Below are 20,459 nucleotides of genomic sequence, written 5' to 3'. Positions count from 1 at the left end.
GGGAGTGATACCTAAATATCGTTTTTGTTCTCGGGNGAAGATACTGGTGCTCTGCGGGTATGCGACTGCTTCCCTGTCGGCTCAAGCTGAGATGTATTTCAACGTCAATGCACTGCATCTGGAAGAAAACCAGAAAGCGCAGACCGACCTCTCTCTGCTCTCTCGCACGGATATTCAGATACCCGGTGAGTACGACGTCCAGGTCCGGGTGAACAAAACTCGCGTCGGTGAACATCACCTGCGTTTTGTGGTGTGTGATGGTCGCCGCCTATGTCCGCAACTGACGCCGTCTCTGTTACGTGAGCTGGGCGTAAAAATTCAAGTATTTCCCGCTATTGTCGCCATGGTTGCCGATGCTCCGATAGTGAAACTTGGGGACTATATTCGCGGCGCAAACAGCGACTTTGATTTTGACCGGAGGATACTGAACTTAAGTATTCCCCAGGCTGCTCTGGATAACCGCGCTCGTGGCGATGTTCCCCCCGAACAATGGGACAGCGGCGTTCCAATGCTGTTTGCCTCCTACAGCGCTACCGGATCCGAAGTGAAAAATCACCGTAATGGTCAGCAAACCAGCACGCAGTACCTCAGCCTACGCAGCGGCGCTAATCTGGGCGAGTGGCGGGNGCGTAACTACAGCTACTACACTCGAACCCGCCAGGGGCGGGCGAGCTGGAATAGCATGCAGACCTGGGTCGAACGGGATATCCGTTCGCTGCGTGCGCGTCTGGTGACCGGCGAAACATCCAGCCCAGGCCTGGTTTTTGACAGCTTTAGCTTCCGGGGTGCCAGCTTGTCCACTCAGAGTGAAATGCAGCCGGATAGCCTTCGGGGTTATGCACCAGAAATCCGCGGCGTAGCGATCACCAACGCCACGGTTGAGATACGTCAGAACGGCAACCTGCTCTACCAGACCTTTGTGTCGCCCGGGGCGTTCGTTATTAATGATCTGTATGCCACATCAACGTCCGGCGAATTGGTTGTGACCATAAAGGAAGAGGATGGGGAAATACGAACATTCACTCAGTCTTTCGCTTCACCACCGATTTCAGTCCGTAAGGGCGTTGTGAAATATTCCGTTACTGCCGGAGAATATGGTACTCGTTATTACAACGATAGCAGCAATGCCGTCAGTCAACGTTTCGCCCAGGCTGAAATTCTGTACGGCCTGCTGAATAGCACATCAGTCTATGGGGGGATCATTGTCGCGGAGCATTACCACTCGGGTATGCTGGGTATGGGGCAAAGTCTGGGAAGATTGGGGGCCGTGTCGCTAGATGTCACGCATGCCGAGTCAACCTTTAGCGATGGCACCATTCGCAGCGGCCAGTCCCTGCAAGCGAAGTACAGTAAACACTTCGATATTACCGGAACCTCAATGACACTGGCGGGTTATCGCTATGCCACCGACGGCTTCTTCAGCTTTGATGAAGCGAGCAACTACTACCACAGCAGTAGCCTGGCCTCGCGCTATAGCCTGAAAAGCAAGGCGCAGCTCACCCTAAGTCAGAACATCGGCTGGTTAGGGTCGGTCTCATTTTCAGCCTATCAGTCAGAGTATTGGAACCGTGGAAATTCAAAAACGCGTTCCATAACTGGGAGCTGGAGCAAAACCTTTGATGGGATATCGGTCAGTTTGAACCAGAGCCAAAGCAGAATTTGGCGGACCGAAAAAACGGACAACATTACCTCCGTCAGCCTAAGCCTTCCACTCGGCAAATGGCTATCGTCTTCCGGCAGCAGCGTACGAATGACCAACAGTTGGTCGCGATCAGACCAAGGGACAAGCAGCCTGACGTCCACATTATCGGGGACGGCACTGCCGGGTAACAACTTGTCTTGGTCGGTATCCCAGGCGCAATCTCGAAGCAGCGCCGGCAGCGCCACAGACAGTACTGCAATTAGCGGCAGCTATCGAGGCGGTCGGGCCACTGCGGGGTTGGGTTACTCGAACTACTATGGCCTGCGGGAGACGGTGAGCTGGAATCTGCGAGGTTCAGTGGTAGCGCATCCGTACGGCATCACACTGTCGCAGCAGCTATCCGAAGGGGCCGGGTATGCCTTAGTGAGGGCACCAGCGGCTGAAGGCGTAAAAATCAGGAACAGGACAGGTCTAGTAACGGACTGGCGAGGCTATGCGGTGGTGCCGTCGCTGACAGCTTATCGTGATAACAATGTCAGTCTAGATACATTCACGCTGCCGGATAACGTTGACGTGACAGATCCTATAGTGCACAAGGTACCGCAGAAAGAGGCGATGGTTTTGGCGGATTACCGTACCCGCGTAGGCTACCGGGTATTTCTGACACTGACGCATGACGGAAAACCTTTGCCGTTAGGCGCATCGGTATCGGCTGGCGAAGCGGCGGGTATGTCCAACGAACAGGGGCAGATATGGTTGACGGGAATGAAGGCGAACGGCGTGATAAAAGCCACGCTGGCCGGTGGCCGGGAGTGTCAGGCTCCGTTCAGGGTGGACCAAGCGGAGACGAGGAATGGGATCAAAATGGTCACACTCGAATGCAGGAGTTAGCAGTATGAGAAAGATTGATGAATTAGGTATTAAAAATANCCGCGGAAACTTAATTTTTTATTTTTGGTGTGCAGACGATGGTTATCAAGCCCCTCAAATGGCTGTATTTACTTCATCGGGATAATCTCTATACCTCCTCACATAAAAAAACGGCACGGTTATTTATAGTTCTAACTCATCTTTAATATCAATAATACCCGAACCAGAAATAAAAACCCTGTAATATAGGAGTGGTTAAAGTGATTAATAAAGTAACTTGGGATAATTTCATTATCGGAAAGATAATGTCCAAAACGGCTCTTTTCTTTATTGCTTTTGTAGCACAAGGAATAATCGGCTTAGTCTCTGCAGAGGGTGTTTATGATCCTACGTCATCAACTATTACATTGCCGTCGTCGTTAGTCATACCGGCCAACACTGAGATTGGAACGATAGTATACACATCAGATGCAATATCAACATCGATGAAAGATGGTAAGTCCAGCACATCAGCCTTTGCATCTGAATATGCCACATCTCCAACATTATCATCGTATGGTAACAACGTATACGAAACCGGTATAACAGGCTTGGGGTTTCGTTTGCGTGGAGTGTTTCAAACACCAGCTCAGTCGGGAATTGAGCAATATTATAGCGTATCAACTGCACAGCCATCTTATTATTGGCTCGGCTCACAGACAACCAGCTATGAACAATATACGTATCTTGAATTGGTTGTCATTGGGAATTCCGTAGAGTCGGGTTCACTTGACTTAAGTGGCGTCACAGCGCGGTTACGCTTTAATTATGACTCCACCAATTCAAGTAGCGAGAGTACCTGGCTTATTTACCTTAGTGGCACAACAGAAGTGACAAGCGCTTCCTGTGAGGTGAATACTTACGACACTTCAGTAGATTTAGGAACTATGTATACGCAAAACTTGAAGGCGGCTGGCAGTACATCAAACACAACAGATTTTACTATAAACTTGACCTGCTCGTCATCATTAGTCCCTAATATAACGTTTTCAGGCACGGTCGACAGTAACAACAATAATATTTTTGCCAATGACAGCGGCACAGCGACGGGCGTAGGTATTCAACTGCTCTATGATAATATCGCCATTACACCGGATACCGCAGTTTCTTTGGGGACGGTAACGTCCACCTCTGCGACCGACTATGATTTTAAAGCCCGGTTATACCAGACCACTAACACGGTGACGGCAGGAAGCGTGGATACTACGGTCAATTTCACCTTGGAGTATGAATAATATGACACATTCACCAGAGAAAATTTAATATACACTAGTCCATTTTTCCTAGCGGTTTATGATGGCCGCAAGTCTAGTGTTCTGATAAAGGAAACAGTACTTGTTTTTATCTTCTGGTAACTCATGATTGAAGCTATTAAAGTTATCAATCTGGAATATAAAAAACTGTCGTTTATTATGGTAGGAGTGACCATCAAATAAAAATTAAAATAAATTGGTGGCGATTATTTTCACTAACACTAATGAATAACGTGATGATTTATTTCGCAAAGAAAAACGCAACCACGTTAATTTTTAAAAACAATTTAATTTTCAAACTTATTTTTATGATCATTTTACCTTTTTATTACATGAAAATATGAAAAACACTTACACGAAAAAATATATGATAACGTGATAAGAAAAAGGTTTAATTTTAGTTATCAGCCCGTACATCATCGCAAGACACTCCCGACCCAAATTATCCACGGCAGTCAGCACTTGGAAACGCCGCCCGTTAAACAGATTATCCGACACGAAATCCAGACTCCAGCACTGATCGATGTGTGTCAGGGCCGGCCGCTGCTGGCGACGTGCTGCACAGGCATGCCTGCGAGGGCGCTTTCTGCGCAGATTGAGACCTTACAGGAAATAATGGATGCGGTGTGTTTTCTTGTGGTCAACCCACCAGCCCTCGCATCGCGNCCGAATAGGGTTACAGTAAGTAACTCTGTAAGGAGGCTTGAAGCCATATCCCTTAGGATTCAGTACATTAAGAAGGTCATGGAGCGGGCGAAGGGAATCGAACCCTCGTATAGAGCTTGGGAAGCTCTCGTTCTGCCATTGAACTACGCCCGCACGGAGAAGTGCCCGCATTATAGCGCTATCTGTTTGCCGGGCAAGATAAAAACCCGTCAAACTGACTGTGTTTTAAGCAATTAAATGCGCTAAAAAAAGAAATTAAGGTGCGAAGGCTTGCGCCAGAGGTCCAGCAACGATCATCAAGCCAGCAGCGTTTCTCTTCCTAGATTAGAGGCAAGCCCAATCGTTAGCCCGTGCGCGACAAAAATTATTCAGAACCCACAAAAAGAAAAAACCCCACGCAGAGCGTGAGGTGAAGTCGTTTATAACAGCACAGCATTCCTCATACCGTGCTGAACTGACGGCCTCACACCATGAGGCCGTCATCGTCATTATTTCTGCGGGCGCATGGCCGGGAACAGAATCACGTCGCGGATGGTGTGGCTGTTGGTGAACAGCATTACCATACGGTCGATACCGATGCCCAGACCCGCCGTCGGCGGCATGCCGTGCTCCAGCGCGGTGACATAGTCTTCGTCATAGAACATCGCTTCGTCGTCGCCGGCATCCTTCGCACTCACCTGCTGAGCGAAACGCTCCGCCTGATCTTCCGCATCGTTCAGCTCGGAGAAGCCGTTGCCGATCTCACGGCCGCCGATGAAGAATTCAAAGCGATCGGTGATCTCCGGATTTTCGTCGTTACGTCGCGCCAGCGGCGACACTTCCGCTGGATATTCGGTGATGAAGGTCGGCTGGATCAGGTTGCTTTCCGCCGTTTCTTCGAAGATCTCGGTCACGATGCGGCCCAGCCCCCAGCTTTTCTCGATCTTGATGCCCAGGGACTGTGCGATCGCCGTAGCTTTTTCCAGATCGTCCAGGTCCGCCACGTCAGTTTCAGGGCGGTATTTGCAGATCGCTTCACGCATCGTCAGCTTTTCAAACGGCTTGCCGAAATCGAAGGTCTGGTCGCCGTATTCCACCGTGGTGGTGCCCAGCACGTCCTGAGTCAGGGTGCGGAACAGCGTTTCCGTCAACACAATCAGGTCTTTATAGTCGGCGTAGGCCATATAAAGTTCCATCATGGTGAATTCAGGATTATGACGCGGTGAAATCCCTTCGTTACGGAAGTTACGGTTGATTTCGAATACGCGTTCGAACCCGCCGACCACCAGGCGTTTCAGGTACAGCTCAGGCGCGATACGCAGGTACATATCGATGTCCAGCGCGTTGTGATGCGTGATAAACGGACGCGCTGAGGCACCGCCCGGGATCACCTGCATCATCGGCGTTTCCACTTCCATGAAGCCTTTTTCGACCATGAAACGACGGATAGACGCCATCACCTGAGAGCGAATGCGGAATGTGTTGCGGGATTCATCGTTGGCGATCAGGTCCAGATAACGCTGGCGGTAACGCGTTTCCTGATCGGCCAGACCGTGGAATTTGTCCGGCAGCGGGCGCAGCGCTTTGGTCAACAAACGCAGTTCGGTACAGTGAATGGACAGCTCGCCGGTCTTGGTTTTGAACAGTTTTCCGCGCGCGCCCAGGATATCGCCCAGGTCCCACTTTTTGAACTGTGTGTTGTAAACGCCTTCCGGCAGGTCATCACGGGAGACGTACAGCTGAATGCGTCCGCCCACGTCCTGCAGCGTCACAAAAGAGGCTTTCCCCATGATGCGGCGGGTCATCATACGCCCGGCGACGGTCACTTCCAGACCCAGCGGCTCCAGCTCTTCGTTGTCTTTTTCATCGTAGCTGGCGTGCAGCAAATCGGAGGTCGTATCACGACGAAAATCGTTCGGGAAGGCCACGCCGTTTTCACGCAGAGCGGACAGCTTTTCGCGACGCGCCTTGAGTTCGTTATTAAGATCCTGCGCCTGTTCGGCACCCTGAGATTGTGGTTCAGACATGTGGATTCCTTATAGCCCCGCTTTTAAACTTGCTTCAATAAATTTGTCCAGATCGCCGTCGAGCNCCGCCTGGGTGTTGCGTGTTTCCACCCCGGTACGCAGGTCTTTAATGCGCGAATCATCCAGCACATAAGAGCGAATCTGGCTTCCCCAGCCAATGTCGGACTTGTTGTCTTCCAGCGCCTGTTTTTCAGCATTTTTCTTTTGCATCTCAAACTCGTACAGCTTGGCTTTCAGCTGTTTCATCGCCTGATCTTTGTTTTTATGCTGCGAACGGTCGTTCTGACACTGGGTAACGATGTTGGTCGGTATATGGGTGATACGCACCGCGGACTCGGTCCGGTTAACGTGCTGACCACCGGCGCCGGAGGCGCGATAGACGTCGATACGCAAGTCGGCCGGGTTGATTTCGATATCAATATCGTCGTCCACTTCGGGATAGACGAATGCCGAGCTGAAGGACGTGTGACGGCGGCCGCCGGAGTCGAACGGGCTTTTACGCACCAGGCGATGCACGCCGGTTTCCGTCCGCAGCCAGCCGAAGGCATAATCGCCGATGATTTTGAGGGTCGCGGATTTGATCCCGGCCACTTCACCATCTGATTCTTCAATGATTTCGGTTTTGAAGCCTTTAGCTTCCGCCCAGCGCAAGTACATACGCACCAGCATGCTGGCCCAGTCCTGCGCTTCCGTACCGCCTGAACCCGCCTGGATGTCGAGATAGCAGTCGGCGCTGTCGTACTCGCCGGAGAACATGCGGCGAAATTCCAACTGGCTGAGTTTATTTTCCAGACCGTCGAGTTCGGCGCAGGTTTCGTTGAAGGTGTCTTCGTCGTCTTCTTCCACCGCCAATTCCAGCAGACCGGAGACATCTTCCAGCCCCTGCGTCATTTGGTCGATGGTGTCGACGATCGCTTCCAGAGAGGAGCGTTCTTTACCCAGCGCCTGAGCGCGTTCTGGCTCGTTCCAAACGTCCGGCTGTTCCAGTTCGGCGTTTACTTCTTCAAGGCGTTCTTTCTTGGCATCGTAGTCAAAGATACCCCCTCAGAACTGCTGTCCGCTCAGACAGGTCCTGAATTCGGTTTTTTACCGGATTAATTTCAAACATGATGTTTAAGATCTTTTGTTGGTCAAAGGGACGACGTGTATTCAAACGGCGAATTGTAACGGATCCACGTCGGGGTTTATAGCAATCCGTTCAGTTTTTAGCAGCGGGCGGGCGTGTCGAAAAGATACCGCGACGCCCGCCCGGCTCGGCAGAAAGCTTGCATTACAGCGGCCACAAATGTTCGATTAGCAGCTGCACCGAACGCTTGCCGCGATACTCATTCACATCCAGCTTATAGGCCAGTTCCACCTGCCGGACACTGCTGTCCGGCCACTGCGTGGTATCCACGTTGAACGCGATGCCGTCCAGCAAAGGNCCGCCCGCCAGCGGTTCCACCATCACTTTGAGATGACGTTCTCCCACCAGACGCTGTTGCAACAGGCGGAAGCGGCCGTCAAATGTCGGCTCGGGGAATGTCTGCCCCCAGGGACCGGCTTCCCGCAGCAGCTGCGCGGTACTCAGCGTCAACTCGGGGGCGGCCAGTTCGCCGTCGGACCAGATGACGCCCTGTAGCTGAGAGGCATCCAGCCACTCGCCGACCAGTTCGCCGAAGCGCTGGCGAAACTCCTCAAAACGCGCTTCTTCCAGCGACAGCCCGGCGGCCATCGCATGCCCGCCGAACTTCATCATCAGGCCGGGACAGGTGGTGTCCAACCGCTCCAGCGCGTCGCGCAGGTGCAGGCCCGCAACCGAGCGGCCTGAGCCTTTCAGTATGCCGTCGCCCGCAGGGGCGAACGCAATGACCGGGCGATGGAAACGCTCTTTGATGCGAGACGCCAGAATGCCGACGACGCCCTGATGCCACTCCGGATGGTACATCGCCAGCCCGCAGGGCAGCGTCTCGCTGCTGCGTTCCAATTGTTCGCACAGTTGCAGCGCCTCGACCTGCATCCCCTGCTCGATCTCGCGCCGAGTCTGATTAAGCGCATCGAGATCGCTCGCCAGCATCCGCGCCTCTACGATGTCCTCACACAGCAACAGCGCCACGCCGACGGACATATCATCCAGCCGTCCGGCGGCGTTCAGGCGCGGCCCGAGGGCAAAGCCCAAATCGCTGGCGACGAGCTGAGTCGCCTCTCGGTTAGAAACTTCCAGCAACGCGCGAATGCCCGGTCTGCATTTACCCGCGCGGATGCGGTTCAGGCCCTGGGCCACCAGGATCCGATTGTTGGCATCCAGCGGCACCACGTCCGCCACCGTACCCAGCGCGACCAGATCCAGCAGCTCTGCCAGATTAGGCTCAGACAAGCCGTGCTGTTCAAACCAGCCGCCGTCGCGCAGCCGCGCCCGCAGCGCCATCATCAGATAGAACGCCACCCCCACGCCCGCGAGGGCCTTGGACGTGAAGGCGCAATCCGCCAGATTAGGGNTGATGATAGCCTCCGCCGCGGGCAGGGTTTCGCCCGGCAGATGATGATCCGTCACCAGCACATCAATCCCGCGCTGATGCGCATCGTCTACGCCTGCATGGGAAGAGATCCCATTGTCGACGGTGACGATCAGCTGCGCGCCTTTGGCCGCCGCCTGGGCGACCACCTCGGGGCTGAGGCCGTAGCCGTCTTCAAAACGGTTAGGCACTAGGAAGNCGATATGCTGACCGCCCATCCGACGCAGCGCCAGCACGGCCAGGGCTGTACTGGTCGCGCCGTCCGCGTCGAAGTCGCCGACGATCACGATACGGCGCTGCTCCGCCAGCGCCGCTTGCAGACAATCTACCGCCTTGTCGATCCCCGAAAGCTGTCGATAGTCCAGCAGGCCGCGCAGGCTGCGTTCCAGCTCCTGCGCAGCCTGAACGCCGCGCTGGGCGTAAAGCCGACGCAGCAGCGGCGGCAATGTGTCGGGAAGATGATGACTCTCTACCGCCGGACGGCGGCAGAGCTGAGTTACGAAAGTCACGGGGCGCTTAACCACCCGACTTCTGGGAGGCTTTATGCGCCTGCAGCATGGCGGCCATCTCTTTCGGATCCTGATAACCCGGGATTACAGAGCCGTCGTCCAGCACGATGGCTGGCGTTCCCTGAACGCCGAACAAGATGCCGAGCTGATAGTGCGCGGAGATATCGGTTTTGCAGGTCGCGGGCGAGATATCGTCGCCTTTCATCGCCGCATCAAACGCTTTTTTGCGGTCGGCTACGCACCAGATGGATTGCATATCCTTTTCCGTCTGAGAGCCTGCGCCCTGACGCGGGAAAGCCAGATAGCGGACGGTGATGCCCAGCGCATTGTAGTCGTTCATCTGCTCGTGCAGTTTGCGGCAGTAACCGCAGGTGATATCGGTAAACACCGTGATCACATGCTTTTCCTGCGCCGCCTTGTACACAATCATCTGATCCTTCAGCGCTTCCAGCTTACCCATCAGAATAGAATTGGTGACGTTGACCGGATTTTTACCGCTCACGTCATACAACGGGCCTTGCAACAGGTGTTTGCCGTCATCGGTGATGTATAGCACGCCATTATCGGTCAGGAGGGTCTTCATTCCTGGGATAGGCGCCGCCTGAATTTCCGCATTTTGCATACCCAGACGGGTCAGTGACTGTTGGATGGCGGCGTCGTCCGCGCTGGCGCTCATGGCGACGACAAGCAGAGAAAGCAGTAATGCACTCTTTTTCATAAATTGATCCTGTTATTGGATGAGGCCTCGTATGCAGCCGACATGGCTGACGCCGCCCCACCCCATGATTCATCTGTCAATCACGCCCGGGGATGATGCTGCTGGTGCAGCTGCTTCAGGCGTGCCGTGGCGACGTGCGTGTAGATCTGCGTGGTGGACAGGTCGCTGTGCCCCAACAGCATTTGTACTACGCGTAAATCCGCGCCATGGTTCAGTAAATGCGTGGCAAAAGCATGACGCAAAACATGCGGAGAAAGTTTGGCGCTGTCAATAGCGGCGATGACCGCATAATGTTTGATGCGATGCCAGAAGGTCTGGCGGGTCATCTGCTGCCCTCGGCTGCTGGGAAACATCACGTCGATCGGCTTATCGTTGATAAGCCAGGGGCGACCGTATTCCAGATACTGTTCCATCCAGTGCACCGCCTCTTCTCCCAGCGGCACCAGACGCTCTTTGTTGCCTTTGCCGATCACGCGCACCACGCCCTGACGCAGGCTGACATCGCTGATGGTCAGTCCCACCAGCTCCGAGACCCGCAGGCCGGTGGCGTACAGAACTTCCAGCATCGCTTTGTCGCGCAGTTCAAGAGGTTTGTCGACACAGGGGGCATTGAGCAACGCGTCGACCTGCGCCTCCGTTAAATCCTTCGGCAATCGCTGCGGCAGTTTGGGAGACGAGAGCGCCGCGCTGGGATCGTCCGAGCGTTGCTTTTCGCGGTAAAGATACTGAAAAAGTCGCCGGGTGGCGCTTAACAGACGCGCAGAGCTGGTCGCCTTGTAACCGCCCTCCAGTCGTTCAGCCAGAAAAGCCTGCAGGTCCACGGCTTCCGCCTGCAACAGGCTTTTATCATGGTGCGCCAGCCAGTCCGCCAAAGAGCGCAGATCCTGTCGGTAGGAAGCCAGCGTGTTTTCCGCCAGATTTCGTTCCAGCCACAATGCATCCAGAAACTGTTCGATCAGGGGGTGATCCGGTGTCTGCATGGCGGCCTCCTCTGTTTCATGCGGGGACTATTATGCCTGACAGCGCGTGAACGGGGTACAATTCGGTAATTGCTTTTATTTTTGTCATATCCTGCGGCAAAAAATGCGGCGCAAGGGATTATATCTTATGAATCGGGGGAAAAGCGGGACAGTTCCCAGCGCAGCCCGCGCCAGACGCGGCTTGGTGGTTTGAAAATAAGCATTTTCTATGCATAGAATACCCATTCTTGTTGTTAAAAAACTGAAAAAACTATGCAATCCTCCGTCGCATCCGCCGTTGATGACAATCAGAGACCAGACGCCCCCGTCAACTCCCGTAATAAGGTTGTGGTTGCTTCTCTGGTCGGCACTGCCATCGAATTCTTTGATTTCTATATCTATGCTACCGCCGCGGTGCTGATTTTCCCGCACATCTTTTTCCCACAGGGTGATAACGCTGCCGCAACACTCCAGTCACTGGCGACGTTCGCGATTGCTTTTATCGCTCGCCCCATCGGTTCCGCCCTATTCGGGCACTTTGGGGACCGGGTCGGACGAAAAGCTACGCTGGTGGCTTCGCTGCTGACGATGGGGATTTCCACCGTCGCCATCGGCCTGCTGCCGAGCTACCAAACGATTGGTATCCTGGCGCCAATGCTGCTGGCGCTGGCTCGCTTTGGTCAGGGTCTTGGTCTCGGCGGAGAATGGGGCGGCGCGGCGCTGCTTGCGACGGAAAATGCGCCGGCGCACAAGCGCGCCCTGTACGGCTCTTTCCCCCAGCTGGGCGCGCCGATTGGCTTCTTCTTCGCCAACGGCACTTTCCTGCTGCTGTCCTGGCTGCTGACCGAAGAACAGTTCATGCAGTGGGGCTGGCGCGTACCGTTTATTTTCTCTGCGATTCTGGTGCTGATCGGGCTGTATGTCCGCGTTTCCCTGCACGAATCGCCGGTCTTCGCCAAAGCCGAACAGGCGGGTAAGAAAGTGCGGATCCCGATGGGGACGCTGCTGAGCAAACATCTGAAAGCGACGATCCTCGGCACGTTCATCATGTTGGCGNCCTACACGCTGTTTTATATCATGACCGTTTACTCCATGACCTACGGTACCTCGCCGATTCCGGCCGGATTAGGTATTCCGCGCAACAATTTCCTGTGGATGCTGATGATAGCGGTGATTGGCTTCGGTCTGATGATCCCGGTCGCCGGCTATCTGGCCGACATCTACGGCCGACGTCGCACCATGATCGTCGTGACCTGCAGCATGCTGGTGTTCGCTTTCGTATTCCCCTTCCTGCTGGGTTCCGGCGAACAGGGGTTAGTGATGGCGTTTTTGGTACTGGGTCTGAGCATGATGGGCTTTACGTTCGGGCCAATGGGTGCGCTGCTGCCGGAACTCTTCCCGACGGAAGTCCGCTACACCGGCGCTTCCTTCTCCTATAACGTGTCCTCGATTCTGGGCGCCTCGGTCGCGCCTTATATCGCCGCCTGGCTGACCAGCAACTACGGGCTGTTCTACGTCGGCCTCTATCTGGCCGCCATGGCCACGTTGACGCTGATTGCGCTGCTGCTCGTCAAAGAAACACGTCACCAGTCCCTCGATTAAACATCACGGGCGAAGGCGCCTGTCTTCGCCCCGATGCTTTCCCCACGGTCATTTGTGCTTTACGGGCGTAGTATACTTCGCCAGACTAACGCCCTGACTGTGCGGTGCGGCGCTGCGGCATCGCCTTACATTCACTTTCCCAACACACTGACGGCTTATGAAGATAGGACTTTTTTACGGCTCCAGCACCTGCTACACCGAAATGGCGGCAGAGAAAATCCGCGACATCCTGGGTGCGGATATGATCGAACTGAACAACGTCAAAGACGTCGATCCCCAACGTATGGAAGACTATGAAGCGCTGATACTCGGCATTCCGACCTGGGACTTCGGCGAAATTCAGGAGGATTGGGAAGCCATTTGGCAGCACCTGCCGACGCTGAAACTACAGGGAAAGATCGTCGCACTTTATGGCATGGGCGATCAGTTGGGATACAGCGAGTGGTTTCTGGATGCGCTGGGTATGCTGCATGAGCAGCTACAACCGCTGGGCGTGCGCTTCATCGGCTACTGGCCGACCGACGAGTATGATTTCATCAGCACCAAGCCTCTGACGCCCGACGGCAAGCACTTCGTCGGGCTGGCGCTGGACGAGGTGAATCAGTACGACATGAGTGAAGACCGCATCCAGCAATGGTGTGAGCAGATCCTGCAGGAACTCAAAGCATTACGCCAATCCGAGCAGGCGTAACGTGCGCCGTCGGGCGATGGTTGTCTCGATAAACCGTCGCCCCGCGCTTTTGAGATAGTTAACGACGCTTCTGCGCCCACCNCTTGGCGCGAGCGGCTGGCGTGAAGAAACTCCAGGCGACGAAGCGGCTCTGCTTCTGTCCCTGCGCCATATCCACGGTTTTAACGCTCTCGGCACCGACCTCATCCAACACCCGATACAAATCGGGCAGATTCTCTTTGCGCGAAACCAGCGACGTAAACCATAGGCATTGACGTGAAAAGACCGCGCTTTCGCGGATCATTTGCGTGATAAACGCTTTCTCACCGCCTTCACACCACAGTTCCTCTTCCTGCCCGCCGAAATTGAGCGGCGATCGTTTGTCCAGACCGAGGTTATGCAGCTTCCGGCGTGACCCTTGCTTCGCCTCGTTGGCCGAAGCATGGAAAGGCGGATTGCACAGCGACGCGTCAAAAATCTCATTTTTGTGGATGATGCCGTTGAGGATGGCCTGATGGTCTTTCTGACGGCGCAGACGGATAGCCCGGCTTAGGCCGGGGTTGGCGGCAATGGTCGCGTTGGCCGCCTGCATGGCCTGCGCATTGATTTCACTGCCGGTGAAGCGCCAGTCGTATTCCCGGTGGCCGATCAGCGGGTAAATGCAGTTGGCGCCGCATCCGATATCCAGTATGGAGGCGTCGCGCGGCACCTGAGACTGATTATCCTCGGCCAGCAAATCCGCGAGGTGATGAACATAGTCCGCCCGTCCGGGGATCGGCGGGCAAAGGAACCCCTCGGGTAAATACCAGTGTTCAATCTGATAGAACTCATGCAACAGCGCCTGATTCAGCATTTTGACCGCGTCCGGATTGGCAAAATCGATCGACTCGTCGCCATAGTCGTTCACATGAACGAACGGGGTCAACGCAGGATGCGTAAGTTTCAGGGCGGTGAAATCGTAGCGGCCGCGATGGCGGTTGCGTGGATGCAGCATGTTTTTCTGCGCGGCGCGTTTTTGTGCAGGCGTGGTCATCAGCTTCTCTCTTGTTGAACGACGCGTAAGATACCCGCTGCGGCAAATGGCGTAAATCGCTGCGGGCATTTTTCTCGCCCCCAGACCTAATGGCTCCGATTTCTTCNCCCATCAGCGACGAGCGAGACTGTTCGAACCAAGTGCCAGAAGTGCTCAACGATTGAAGGGCGGCAAGATCGCCGGAGGAGAGTCGCTCAAAGGCCGAGTTTTTGGGTGGTCTGTGAATCAATGCGGCAAATTTCCGTACGGCGGCGGTCATTACGCTACGGAACAAAAGTCACAGTATGCGTAATTATCCTGCGCAGTTGTCCTTTTGCAGCAAAAGCTGGCGCAGGTGCCGCCACTCATCCCGCCCCATACTGTCCGATGAGATCCACAGACGCTGTTCCAGCGCCGCGCCGTCCGCCGCGCGCAGCGACAGCAGAATACCGTTTTTAAGCATCCACGGACGTTTGACGATACGCCACTCACGCTGCTGCCAGCGCAGATGCTGTTCGCCATACAGCGATATTGCGCCGTGTCGGGATTTGATATTGCGCTGACTGCGAATGAATCCGAACATCACCAGCGACACCAGCCCCAGCCATAGCGGCGCATATCCGCTCGGCCACGGGGCCAGCAGAATCAAGAACACCATAATGCCGTGCGCCAGCAGAGAGAGCAGCTGCATGCGCCAGGAAACTTTGAGATCACATTGCCACTGGGCCACGGTGTTTATTTCGCGTCTGAATAAGGGAAACCATGCGTTTAAGCGCCTGATCTGATGGCTCGCCGTGGTTCATCAGCCAGTTGAACAGATCGGGATCGTCGCATTGCAGCAGGCGGACAAAAGCGCTTTTGTCGCTATCGTTCAACGCATCGTAGTCATGCTCGAAAAACGGCATGATGGAAATATCCAGTTCACGCATGCCGCGCCGACAAGCCCAGTGGATGCGTGATTTATCATTGATATCCATATGATCGCTCACTTTGTTCAGTCATGGACTTCAGTGTAACCCTATTTTGTTCGATGATATTAAACCAATAGTAATACTTTGACATATTTTAGCGCAGGAATCGCATCGGCATCGCTCACTCTGCGTAGCGCTTCGCGCATTCGACATCTCCGCCCAATAAGCGCTTGCAAACCCTTGCCGCTCTTTTACCATTAGGCGATTGCTGAATCCCCCTCATAGCAGGACTGTAACCATGGCTAATACAATTCCATCACACCCGTTATTCCCGTCATCCGCCCTTCCCGCCACGCTAATGACGCTGGACGACTGGGGGCTGGTCACCCTGATTGGACCCGACACCGTGAGCTATGTTCAGGGGCAGGTGACCACCGACGTGACGGCGCTGCAGGCTAACCAGCATGTGCTGTGCGCCCATTGCGACGCCAAAGGTAAAATGTGGAGCGCGCTGCGCCTGTTTCACCACGGCGAGGGACTGGCCTACATCGAACGCCGCAGCGTGCGCGACGCACAGTTGACCGAGCTGAAAAAGTACGCGGTCTTCTCCAAAACCACGATTGCGGCGGACGACGATAGCGTACTGCTGGGCGCCGCCGGGCAAGGCATCCGGGAACAACTCGCCCCGCTGTTTCAGGCATTACCGGATGCCGACAACGCCGTGGTACAGGAGTCGGGCGCAACGCTCCTGCATTTCACGCATCCGGACGAGCGTTTCCTGTTGGTGCTGTCAGCCGAACGCGCGGCCATCTTAATGAACGCGCTGGATGCGAAAACGCCGCGTCATGACGGTGAACAGTGGCTGGCGCTCGATATCGAAGCGGGCTACCCCGTGATTGACACGGCGAATAGCGCGCAGTTCATTCCACAGGCAACTAATCTTCAGGCTTTACAAGGTATTAGTTTCCTGAAGGGGTGCTATGCAGGGCAGGAAATGGTGGCGCGCGCCAAGTATCGCGGCGCCAATAAGCGTGCGCTGTATTGGCTGGCCGGCACGTCGAACACTGAACCGGCGCCAGGAGACGATCTCGAGCTTAAGCTGGGAGACAACTGGCGTCGTACCGGGACCGTGCTGGCGTCCGCGCGTTTGCACGACGGCCAGCTGTGGGTGCAGGCGGTGTTGAACAAGGATTTGGAAGCCAACAGCGAGCTGCGCGTACGCGACGATAGCGCCAGCGCACTGTCAATTCAGCCGCTGCCCTACTCACTGGAAGAGTAACCGATCACACGTGCGGCCGCCGGGAAACGGCGCGCCGCTGAGATCGGGTGAAGGCATAGCCTTAGTTAGGGAATATCGCCGCGCGCCTGCGACTGGCCGCCATGCACTAAGGCAGAGCCGGCACGACATCGATATTTTCTGCGTTGTGGGTGTGACGGATTCAAGGCGATGTCCGTCGAGCGCGACCTCGACTCACGCCGAAAGGCACGCTCAAACCTTTATTTTCAAGCGTTGATGTCCGATATCAGCAAGGATGACCAGACATTCTCAGCTGCCGCCCGAAGCGGGCGGCATCGCCCCTGCGGGGTTAGACATAAAGATAAATCGCCAGAAAATGACACAAGCTGCCCCCCAGCACGAAGCCATGCCAGATGGCATGGTTAAAAGGGATCCGCTTGCTGGAATAGAAAATCACGCCCAGCGTATACACCGCCCCGCCAACCGCCAGCAGCACCACGCCGCCGAGGGAGAGCGTCACCGCCAGCTCATAAATCACAATCAGCGATAGCCAGCCCATGACCAAATACGTCACCAGGGAGAGGATCTCAAAACGATGCGCAAACACCATTTTGAAGATGACGCCCAATAGCGCCAGACTCCAGATGGCAATCATCAGTCCATACGCCAATGGCGTCTTCAGCCCCACCATCAGGAACGGCGTATAAGTGCCGGCTATCAGCAGGTAAATCGCACAGTGGTCGAATTTTTTCAGCCAGCGCTTGGCGTCCTGATTGGGAATGGCGTGGTATAGCGTAGAAGCCAGAAACAGCAGAATCACCGTGCCGCCATACAGGCTGTAACTGGCGATGGCCGTGGCATCTGCGCCGTTCTTTTCCGCCTGCGTCAGCAGTAAAACCAGCCCGATGATCCCCAACACCAAACCGACGCCGTGGCTGATGCTATTGGCGATTTCCTCCGCCAACGAATAACCCGAATCCAATACCTGCTGCTTCATGATTTACCTCTTGAATATCCTGTTCGCCGCTCAGCGGGGACTTTTATCATGCAAAAGCCTAAGCGGATGATGTCCTCGCAACCAGAGTAACGGAGAACTTTTTCAGTGTACACGCGTACGCTGAAATAATTATAGCCCTTACGGTATGAACCACCTGCCTCCAATTCCGCATTTCAATGTCGCCTGTGTTGCCCTACAATTGGGCACTTTCCCTTCTGGAGATTATTCAGATGTCCCTCGCCGTACTGGACTTTGGTCCGTTGACTGACGTCGTCGCATTCTTGATGGAAGTCGATAAGCTTAAAAGCGTGAAACGCCGTTCCAAAGTGATTGGCACTGACTGTCAGGAAGATTCTGCCGAGCACAGCTGGCACTTCGCGCTGGCGGCGATGAGCCTTGCGCCATACGCGGGAGAAGACGTCGATATTCAGCGTGTCATTCAGATGGCGCTGATCCACGATATCGTCGAGGTCGATGCAGGCGACGTGCTGGTTTACGATCTTCAGGGACGCGCCGATGCACACGATCGCGAAGTCGCGGCGGCCATACGGCTGTTCGGCCTGCTGCCGGAGCCGCAGCGCAGCCTCTTCCACCAGCTATGGCTGGAATATGAGGCAAGCAAAACGCCGGACGCCCGCTTCGCGCTGTTGATTGACCGCCTGATGCCGGTGCTGATGAACCTCCACAACGGCGGTCAGAGTTGGGTGGAGCACGGCATTCGTCTGGAACAGGTGCTGTCGCGCAATGCTTTCATCAGCGAAGTGTATCCAGAACTGTGGGGCTATCTCAGTCATCACCTGGAAGTCGCAAAGAGCAAAGGCTGGCTGAAGTAGCCCATTTGCTCTCCGGTCTGTTGTTTGTGACATCAAACGCGCAACAGACCGTTGCGCTTCTTAGTCTTTCAGCGGCTTATGGGCCGTTTCTCTCGCCGACCACACGGCCCATAGCGTAAAAAACAGCGCCAGCGTCACATACAGCGAAACCGACACCGACGTACCGTAAGACGCAAACAGGTACGTGATAATCAATGGCGCGAAACCGCCACCGACAATCCCCGCCAGCGTATAAGCCATCGACGATCCCGCATAGCGCACCTGCGTAGGAAATTGCTCGGTGATAAACGCCGCCTGCGGCCCATACATCGACGCATGGATCAGCAGGCCGACCACCACCGCCAGACATATCAGCAACGGCTGCGTGCTATCCAGCAAAGCGAAAAAGACAAATGCCCAAAGGATCGCCGCCAACGCGCCGCCCATACTGACAGGTCGTCGTCCAAAGCGATCGGACAGCATACCGAACAGCGGGACGGCGATGGCATTGCCGACCGCGCCCAGCATGGTGGCGGTTAACGCCAGCGGCCGCGGCAGATTCAGCACCGTCGTCACATAGGTCAGGGTAAACACCACCACCAGCGCATACAACACGTCGGAACCGATGCGCGAGCCACCGGCGATCAACAGCGAACGCAGATGCTGACTGAAGACCACGCGGACCGGCGCCTGCGTGATGTGTCGACTTTTCTCCAGCTTGAGAAAAGCGGGCGTTTCACCGACGCTGCTGCGCAGCCACAGGCCGAATACGACCAGCACCAGACTCAGCAGGAAAGGAATACGCCATCCCCACGCCTGAAAGCTGTCCGGCGACATGGCGAGCGTCACCAGCGTGATAAGCCCCGTGCCGATGAGCGTGCCGCAAGAAGGCCCCACCTGAGCAAACGAGGCGTTGCGCCCGCGCTGATGCGGCCTGCCGTGCTCCATCGACAGCAGCACCGCGCCGGCCCATTCACCGCCGAGCGCGATCCCTTGAATGAAACGCAACGTGACCAACAGCAGCGGGCTCCAGATCCCCCAGTGCGCATAGTCGGGCAGCAGGCCCATTAACGCCGTCGTCACTCCCATGATCACCAGCGTGGCAACGAGCACGAAACGCCGCCCCAGCACATCGCCCAGATGACCGAAGATGACCCCGCCGATTGGCCGCGAAATATACCCGACGGCATAGGTGGAAAAAGCCAGAATCGTCCCTACCAACGGGTCGAACGACGGGAAGAAAATATGGTTGAAAACGAGCGCCGCCATGATGTTGTAGACGGTAAAGTCATACCACTCCAGCGCGGTGCCTATAGAGCTGGCCGCCGCCAGCTTGCCGGTATTCGGCGTATCGGCGGCAATCGGCGTTGCCTGATCCGCCGTTTCGGTCGTCACGGTATTCATCATTTCAGCTCCTGTGCGGTGAGTTGCCAACTGAAGGCGTAATGCAAGAAATCGTGAGGAGACACCGTCAATGCCTGTGCCGCCAGCGCCGCCATCTGTTCTCCGGCGGACGCGGAGCTGCTTTCCAGCACCAGTAACGGGACAAGCGGCGCGGATGCGGGAGACGCATTCGGCAGCGTCGTACTTAATGCCGCATCCGGCAACAACAGGCTGCTGCTGACGAATCCCGCCGCCTTGGTCAGCGACTTGCCAAGATGAGTGATGCGATCGATCAGCGTACGCTTCTCACCGGGGACGAGGGACAGCAAACTCAAGTGACTGCCCGTACCGCAGCCGGTGACCGCCGTGATAGAGGACACCCGCCGCAGCGGATCGCGCATGCGCCGCAAATTGGTTTGCGACCACGCCGTCTGGTGGGAATAAGCCGCCTGATAAGACGGCGAGGTGAAGCAGTCCAACGACGCCGTTTTGTACAGTCCCAAATATTTGCGTCCGCCCTGCAAAGCCTGATAGCGCGTACCCGTGAGGAAGCCGGGAATCCGCACCCGCTCCTCCACGTGTTCGCAGTCGTACCACTGGTTAAAATCCGCCTCATCCTGCTCGGCGACGTCGGTGGCGACAAGCAACATCCCGTTCGGGGAAACCTTCATGATTTCT

The 20,459-nt window shown here is 55.4% G+C and carries 17 protein-coding genes, 1 tRNA gene and 1 pseudogene; 6 read left to right on the top strand and 13 right to left on the bottom strand.

Annotated features, from left to right (window positions below):
- Positions 1-91 precede the first annotated feature (91 nt).
- Together RZ35_RS04005 and RZ35_RS17125 are read left to right on the top strand one after the other, a co-directional pair.
- A complete protein-coding gene (locus RZ35_RS04005; RefSeq protein WP_051625460.1) occupies positions 92-2,533 on the top strand; it encodes a fimbria/pilus outer membrane usher protein in 2,442 nt (813 codons plus the stop codon).
- 239 nt (positions 2,534-2,772) lie between these two features.
- Positions 2,773-3,786 (top strand): fimbrial protein, encoded by a 1,014-nt coding sequence (locus RZ35_RS17125; RefSeq protein WP_071999751.1) that lies wholly within the window; start codon positions 2,773-2,775, stop codon positions 3,784-3,786.
- A gap of 426 nt (positions 3,787-4,212) precedes the next feature.
- On the opposite strand, the pseudogene RZ35_RS18245 reads toward RZ35_RS17125, so the two are convergent.
- From RZ35_RS18245 to xerD, 7 genes and pseudogenes are all read right to left on the bottom strand, one after another.
- A pseudogene (locus RZ35_RS18245) lies at positions 4,213-4,497 on the bottom strand (IS3 family transposase); the annotation flags it as partial.
- Between the two features lie 52 nt (positions 4,498-4,549).
- A tRNA-Gly gene (locus tag RZ35_RS03995) sits at positions 4,550-4,623 on the bottom strand.
- A 335-nt stretch (positions 4,624-4,958) separates the two neighbouring features.
- Entirely contained in the window at positions 4,959-6,476 is a 1,518-nt protein-coding gene (lysS, locus tag RZ35_RS03990; protein ID WP_026742142.1) for a lysine--tRNA ligase, read from the bottom strand.
- A gap of 9 nt (positions 6,477-6,485) precedes the next feature.
- Positions 6,486-7,584, bottom strand: a protein-coding gene (prfB, locus tag RZ35_RS03985; protein WP_099049236.1) for a peptide chain release factor 2 whose coding sequence is annotated in 2 segments (ribosomal slippage) — positions 6,486-7,508 and positions 7,510-7,584 — 1,098 coding nt in all. Because the reading frame shifts where the segments join, the coding sequence is not laid out codon by codon here.
- Positions 7,585-7,746: 162 nt separating this feature from the next.
- Positions 7,747-9,480 carry a single-stranded-DNA-specific exonuclease RecJ gene (gene recJ, locus RZ35_RS03975; protein WP_026742139.1) on the bottom strand — a complete coding sequence of 578 codons (1,734 nt, stop codon included), beginning with the start codon at positions 9,478-9,480 and terminating at the stop codon, positions 7,747-7,749.
- Positions 9,481-9,487: 7 nt separating this feature from the next.
- Positions 9,488-10,198: a bifunctional protein-disulfide isomerase/oxidoreductase DsbC gene (gene dsbC / locus RZ35_RS03970; protein ID WP_026742138.1), complete on the bottom strand. Its 711-nt coding sequence runs from the start codon at positions 10,196-10,198 to the stop codon at positions 9,488-9,490.
- An 80-nt stretch (positions 10,199-10,278) separates the two neighbouring features.
- Positions 10,279-11,178: a site-specific tyrosine recombinase XerD gene (gene xerD, locus RZ35_RS03965; RefSeq protein ID WP_026742137.1), complete on the bottom strand. Its 900-nt coding sequence runs from the start codon at positions 11,176-11,178 to the stop codon at positions 10,279-10,281.
- A 252-nt stretch (positions 11,179-11,430) separates the two neighbouring features.
- Here xerD and RZ35_RS03960 point away from each other — a divergent pair, with 252 nt between their 5' ends.
- Positions 11,431-12,759: an MFS transporter gene (locus tag RZ35_RS03960; protein ID WP_026742136.1), complete on the top strand. Its 1,329-nt coding sequence runs from the start codon at positions 11,431-11,433 to the stop codon at positions 12,757-12,759.
- A 157-nt stretch (positions 12,760-12,916) separates the two neighbouring features.
- Complete coding sequence (gene fldB / locus RZ35_RS03955) at positions 12,917-13,450, top strand: flavodoxin FldB (protein ID WP_026739682.1); 534 nt, start codon at positions 12,917-12,919, stop codon at positions 13,448-13,450.
- 58 nt (positions 13,451-13,508) lie between these two features.
- Here the strand turns inward: fldB and rlmF are convergent, their stop codons facing one another.
- From rlmF to sdhE, 3 genes are all read right to left on the bottom strand, one after another.
- Entirely contained in the window at positions 13,509-14,462 is a 954-nt protein-coding gene (gene rlmF / locus RZ35_RS03950) for a 23S rRNA (adenine(1618)-N(6))-methyltransferase RlmF (protein WP_026742135.1), read from the bottom strand.
- Positions 14,463-14,754: 292 nt separating this feature from the next.
- Complete coding sequence (locus tag RZ35_RS03945) at positions 14,755-15,171, bottom strand: protein YgfX (RefSeq protein WP_026742134.1); 417 nt, start codon at positions 15,169-15,171, stop codon at positions 14,755-14,757.
- Positions 15,152-15,418, bottom strand: coding sequence for an FAD assembly factor SdhE (gene sdhE, locus RZ35_RS03940; protein WP_026742133.1), 267 nt, complete (start codon positions 15,416-15,418; stop codon positions 15,152-15,154). Before sdhE ends, RZ35_RS03945 begins: the two co-directional genes overlap by 20 nt.
- Positions 15,419-15,650: 232 nt before the next feature.
- Between sdhE and ygfZ the strand changes: the two genes are divergently transcribed.
- Positions 15,651-16,631, top strand: a complete 981-nt coding sequence (gene ygfZ / locus RZ35_RS03935) for a tRNA-modifying protein YgfZ (protein WP_026742132.1) — start codon at positions 15,651-15,653, stop codon at positions 16,629-16,631.
- A gap of 307 nt (positions 16,632-16,938) precedes the next feature.
- Here ygfZ and trhA read toward each other — a convergent pair whose 3' ends face one another.
- Positions 16,939-17,586 (bottom strand): PAQR family membrane homeostasis protein TrhA, encoded by a 648-nt coding sequence (gene trhA, locus RZ35_RS03930; protein ID WP_394296475.1) that lies wholly within the window; start codon positions 17,584-17,586, stop codon positions 16,939-16,941.
- Between the two features lie 230 nt (positions 17,587-17,816).
- Between trhA and RZ35_RS03925 the strand changes: the two genes are divergently transcribed.
- On the top strand, positions 17,817-18,419 hold the full coding sequence (locus RZ35_RS03925; RefSeq protein WP_026742130.1) for an HD domain-containing protein: 603 nt from the start codon (positions 17,817-17,819) through the stop codon (positions 18,417-18,419).
- 60 nt (positions 18,420-18,479) lie between these two features.
- On the opposite strand, the gene RZ35_RS03920 is transcribed toward RZ35_RS03925, so the two are convergent.
- A complete protein-coding gene (locus RZ35_RS03920; RefSeq protein ID WP_394296474.1) occupies positions 18,480-19,805 on the bottom strand; it encodes an MFS transporter in 1,326 nt (441 codons plus the stop codon).
- Positions 19,802-20,452: a DUF4286 family protein gene (locus RZ35_RS03915; RefSeq protein WP_026742128.1), complete on the bottom strand. Its 651-nt coding sequence runs from the start codon at positions 20,450-20,452 to the stop codon at positions 19,802-19,804. The genes RZ35_RS03920 and RZ35_RS03915 overlap by 4 nt, the downstream gene beginning before the upstream one ends.
- Between the last annotated feature and the right edge of the window lie 7 nt (positions 20,453-20,459).

The sequence above is a fragment of the Lonsdalea quercina subsp. quercina genome (genome assembly GCF_000688655.1).
Classification (GTDB): Bacteria; Pseudomonadota; Gammaproteobacteria; order Enterobacterales; family Enterobacteriaceae; genus Lonsdalea; species Lonsdalea quercina.
Note: the sequence above shows the minus strand (reverse complement) of the source record. Positions and strands in the feature narration are given on the sequence as shown.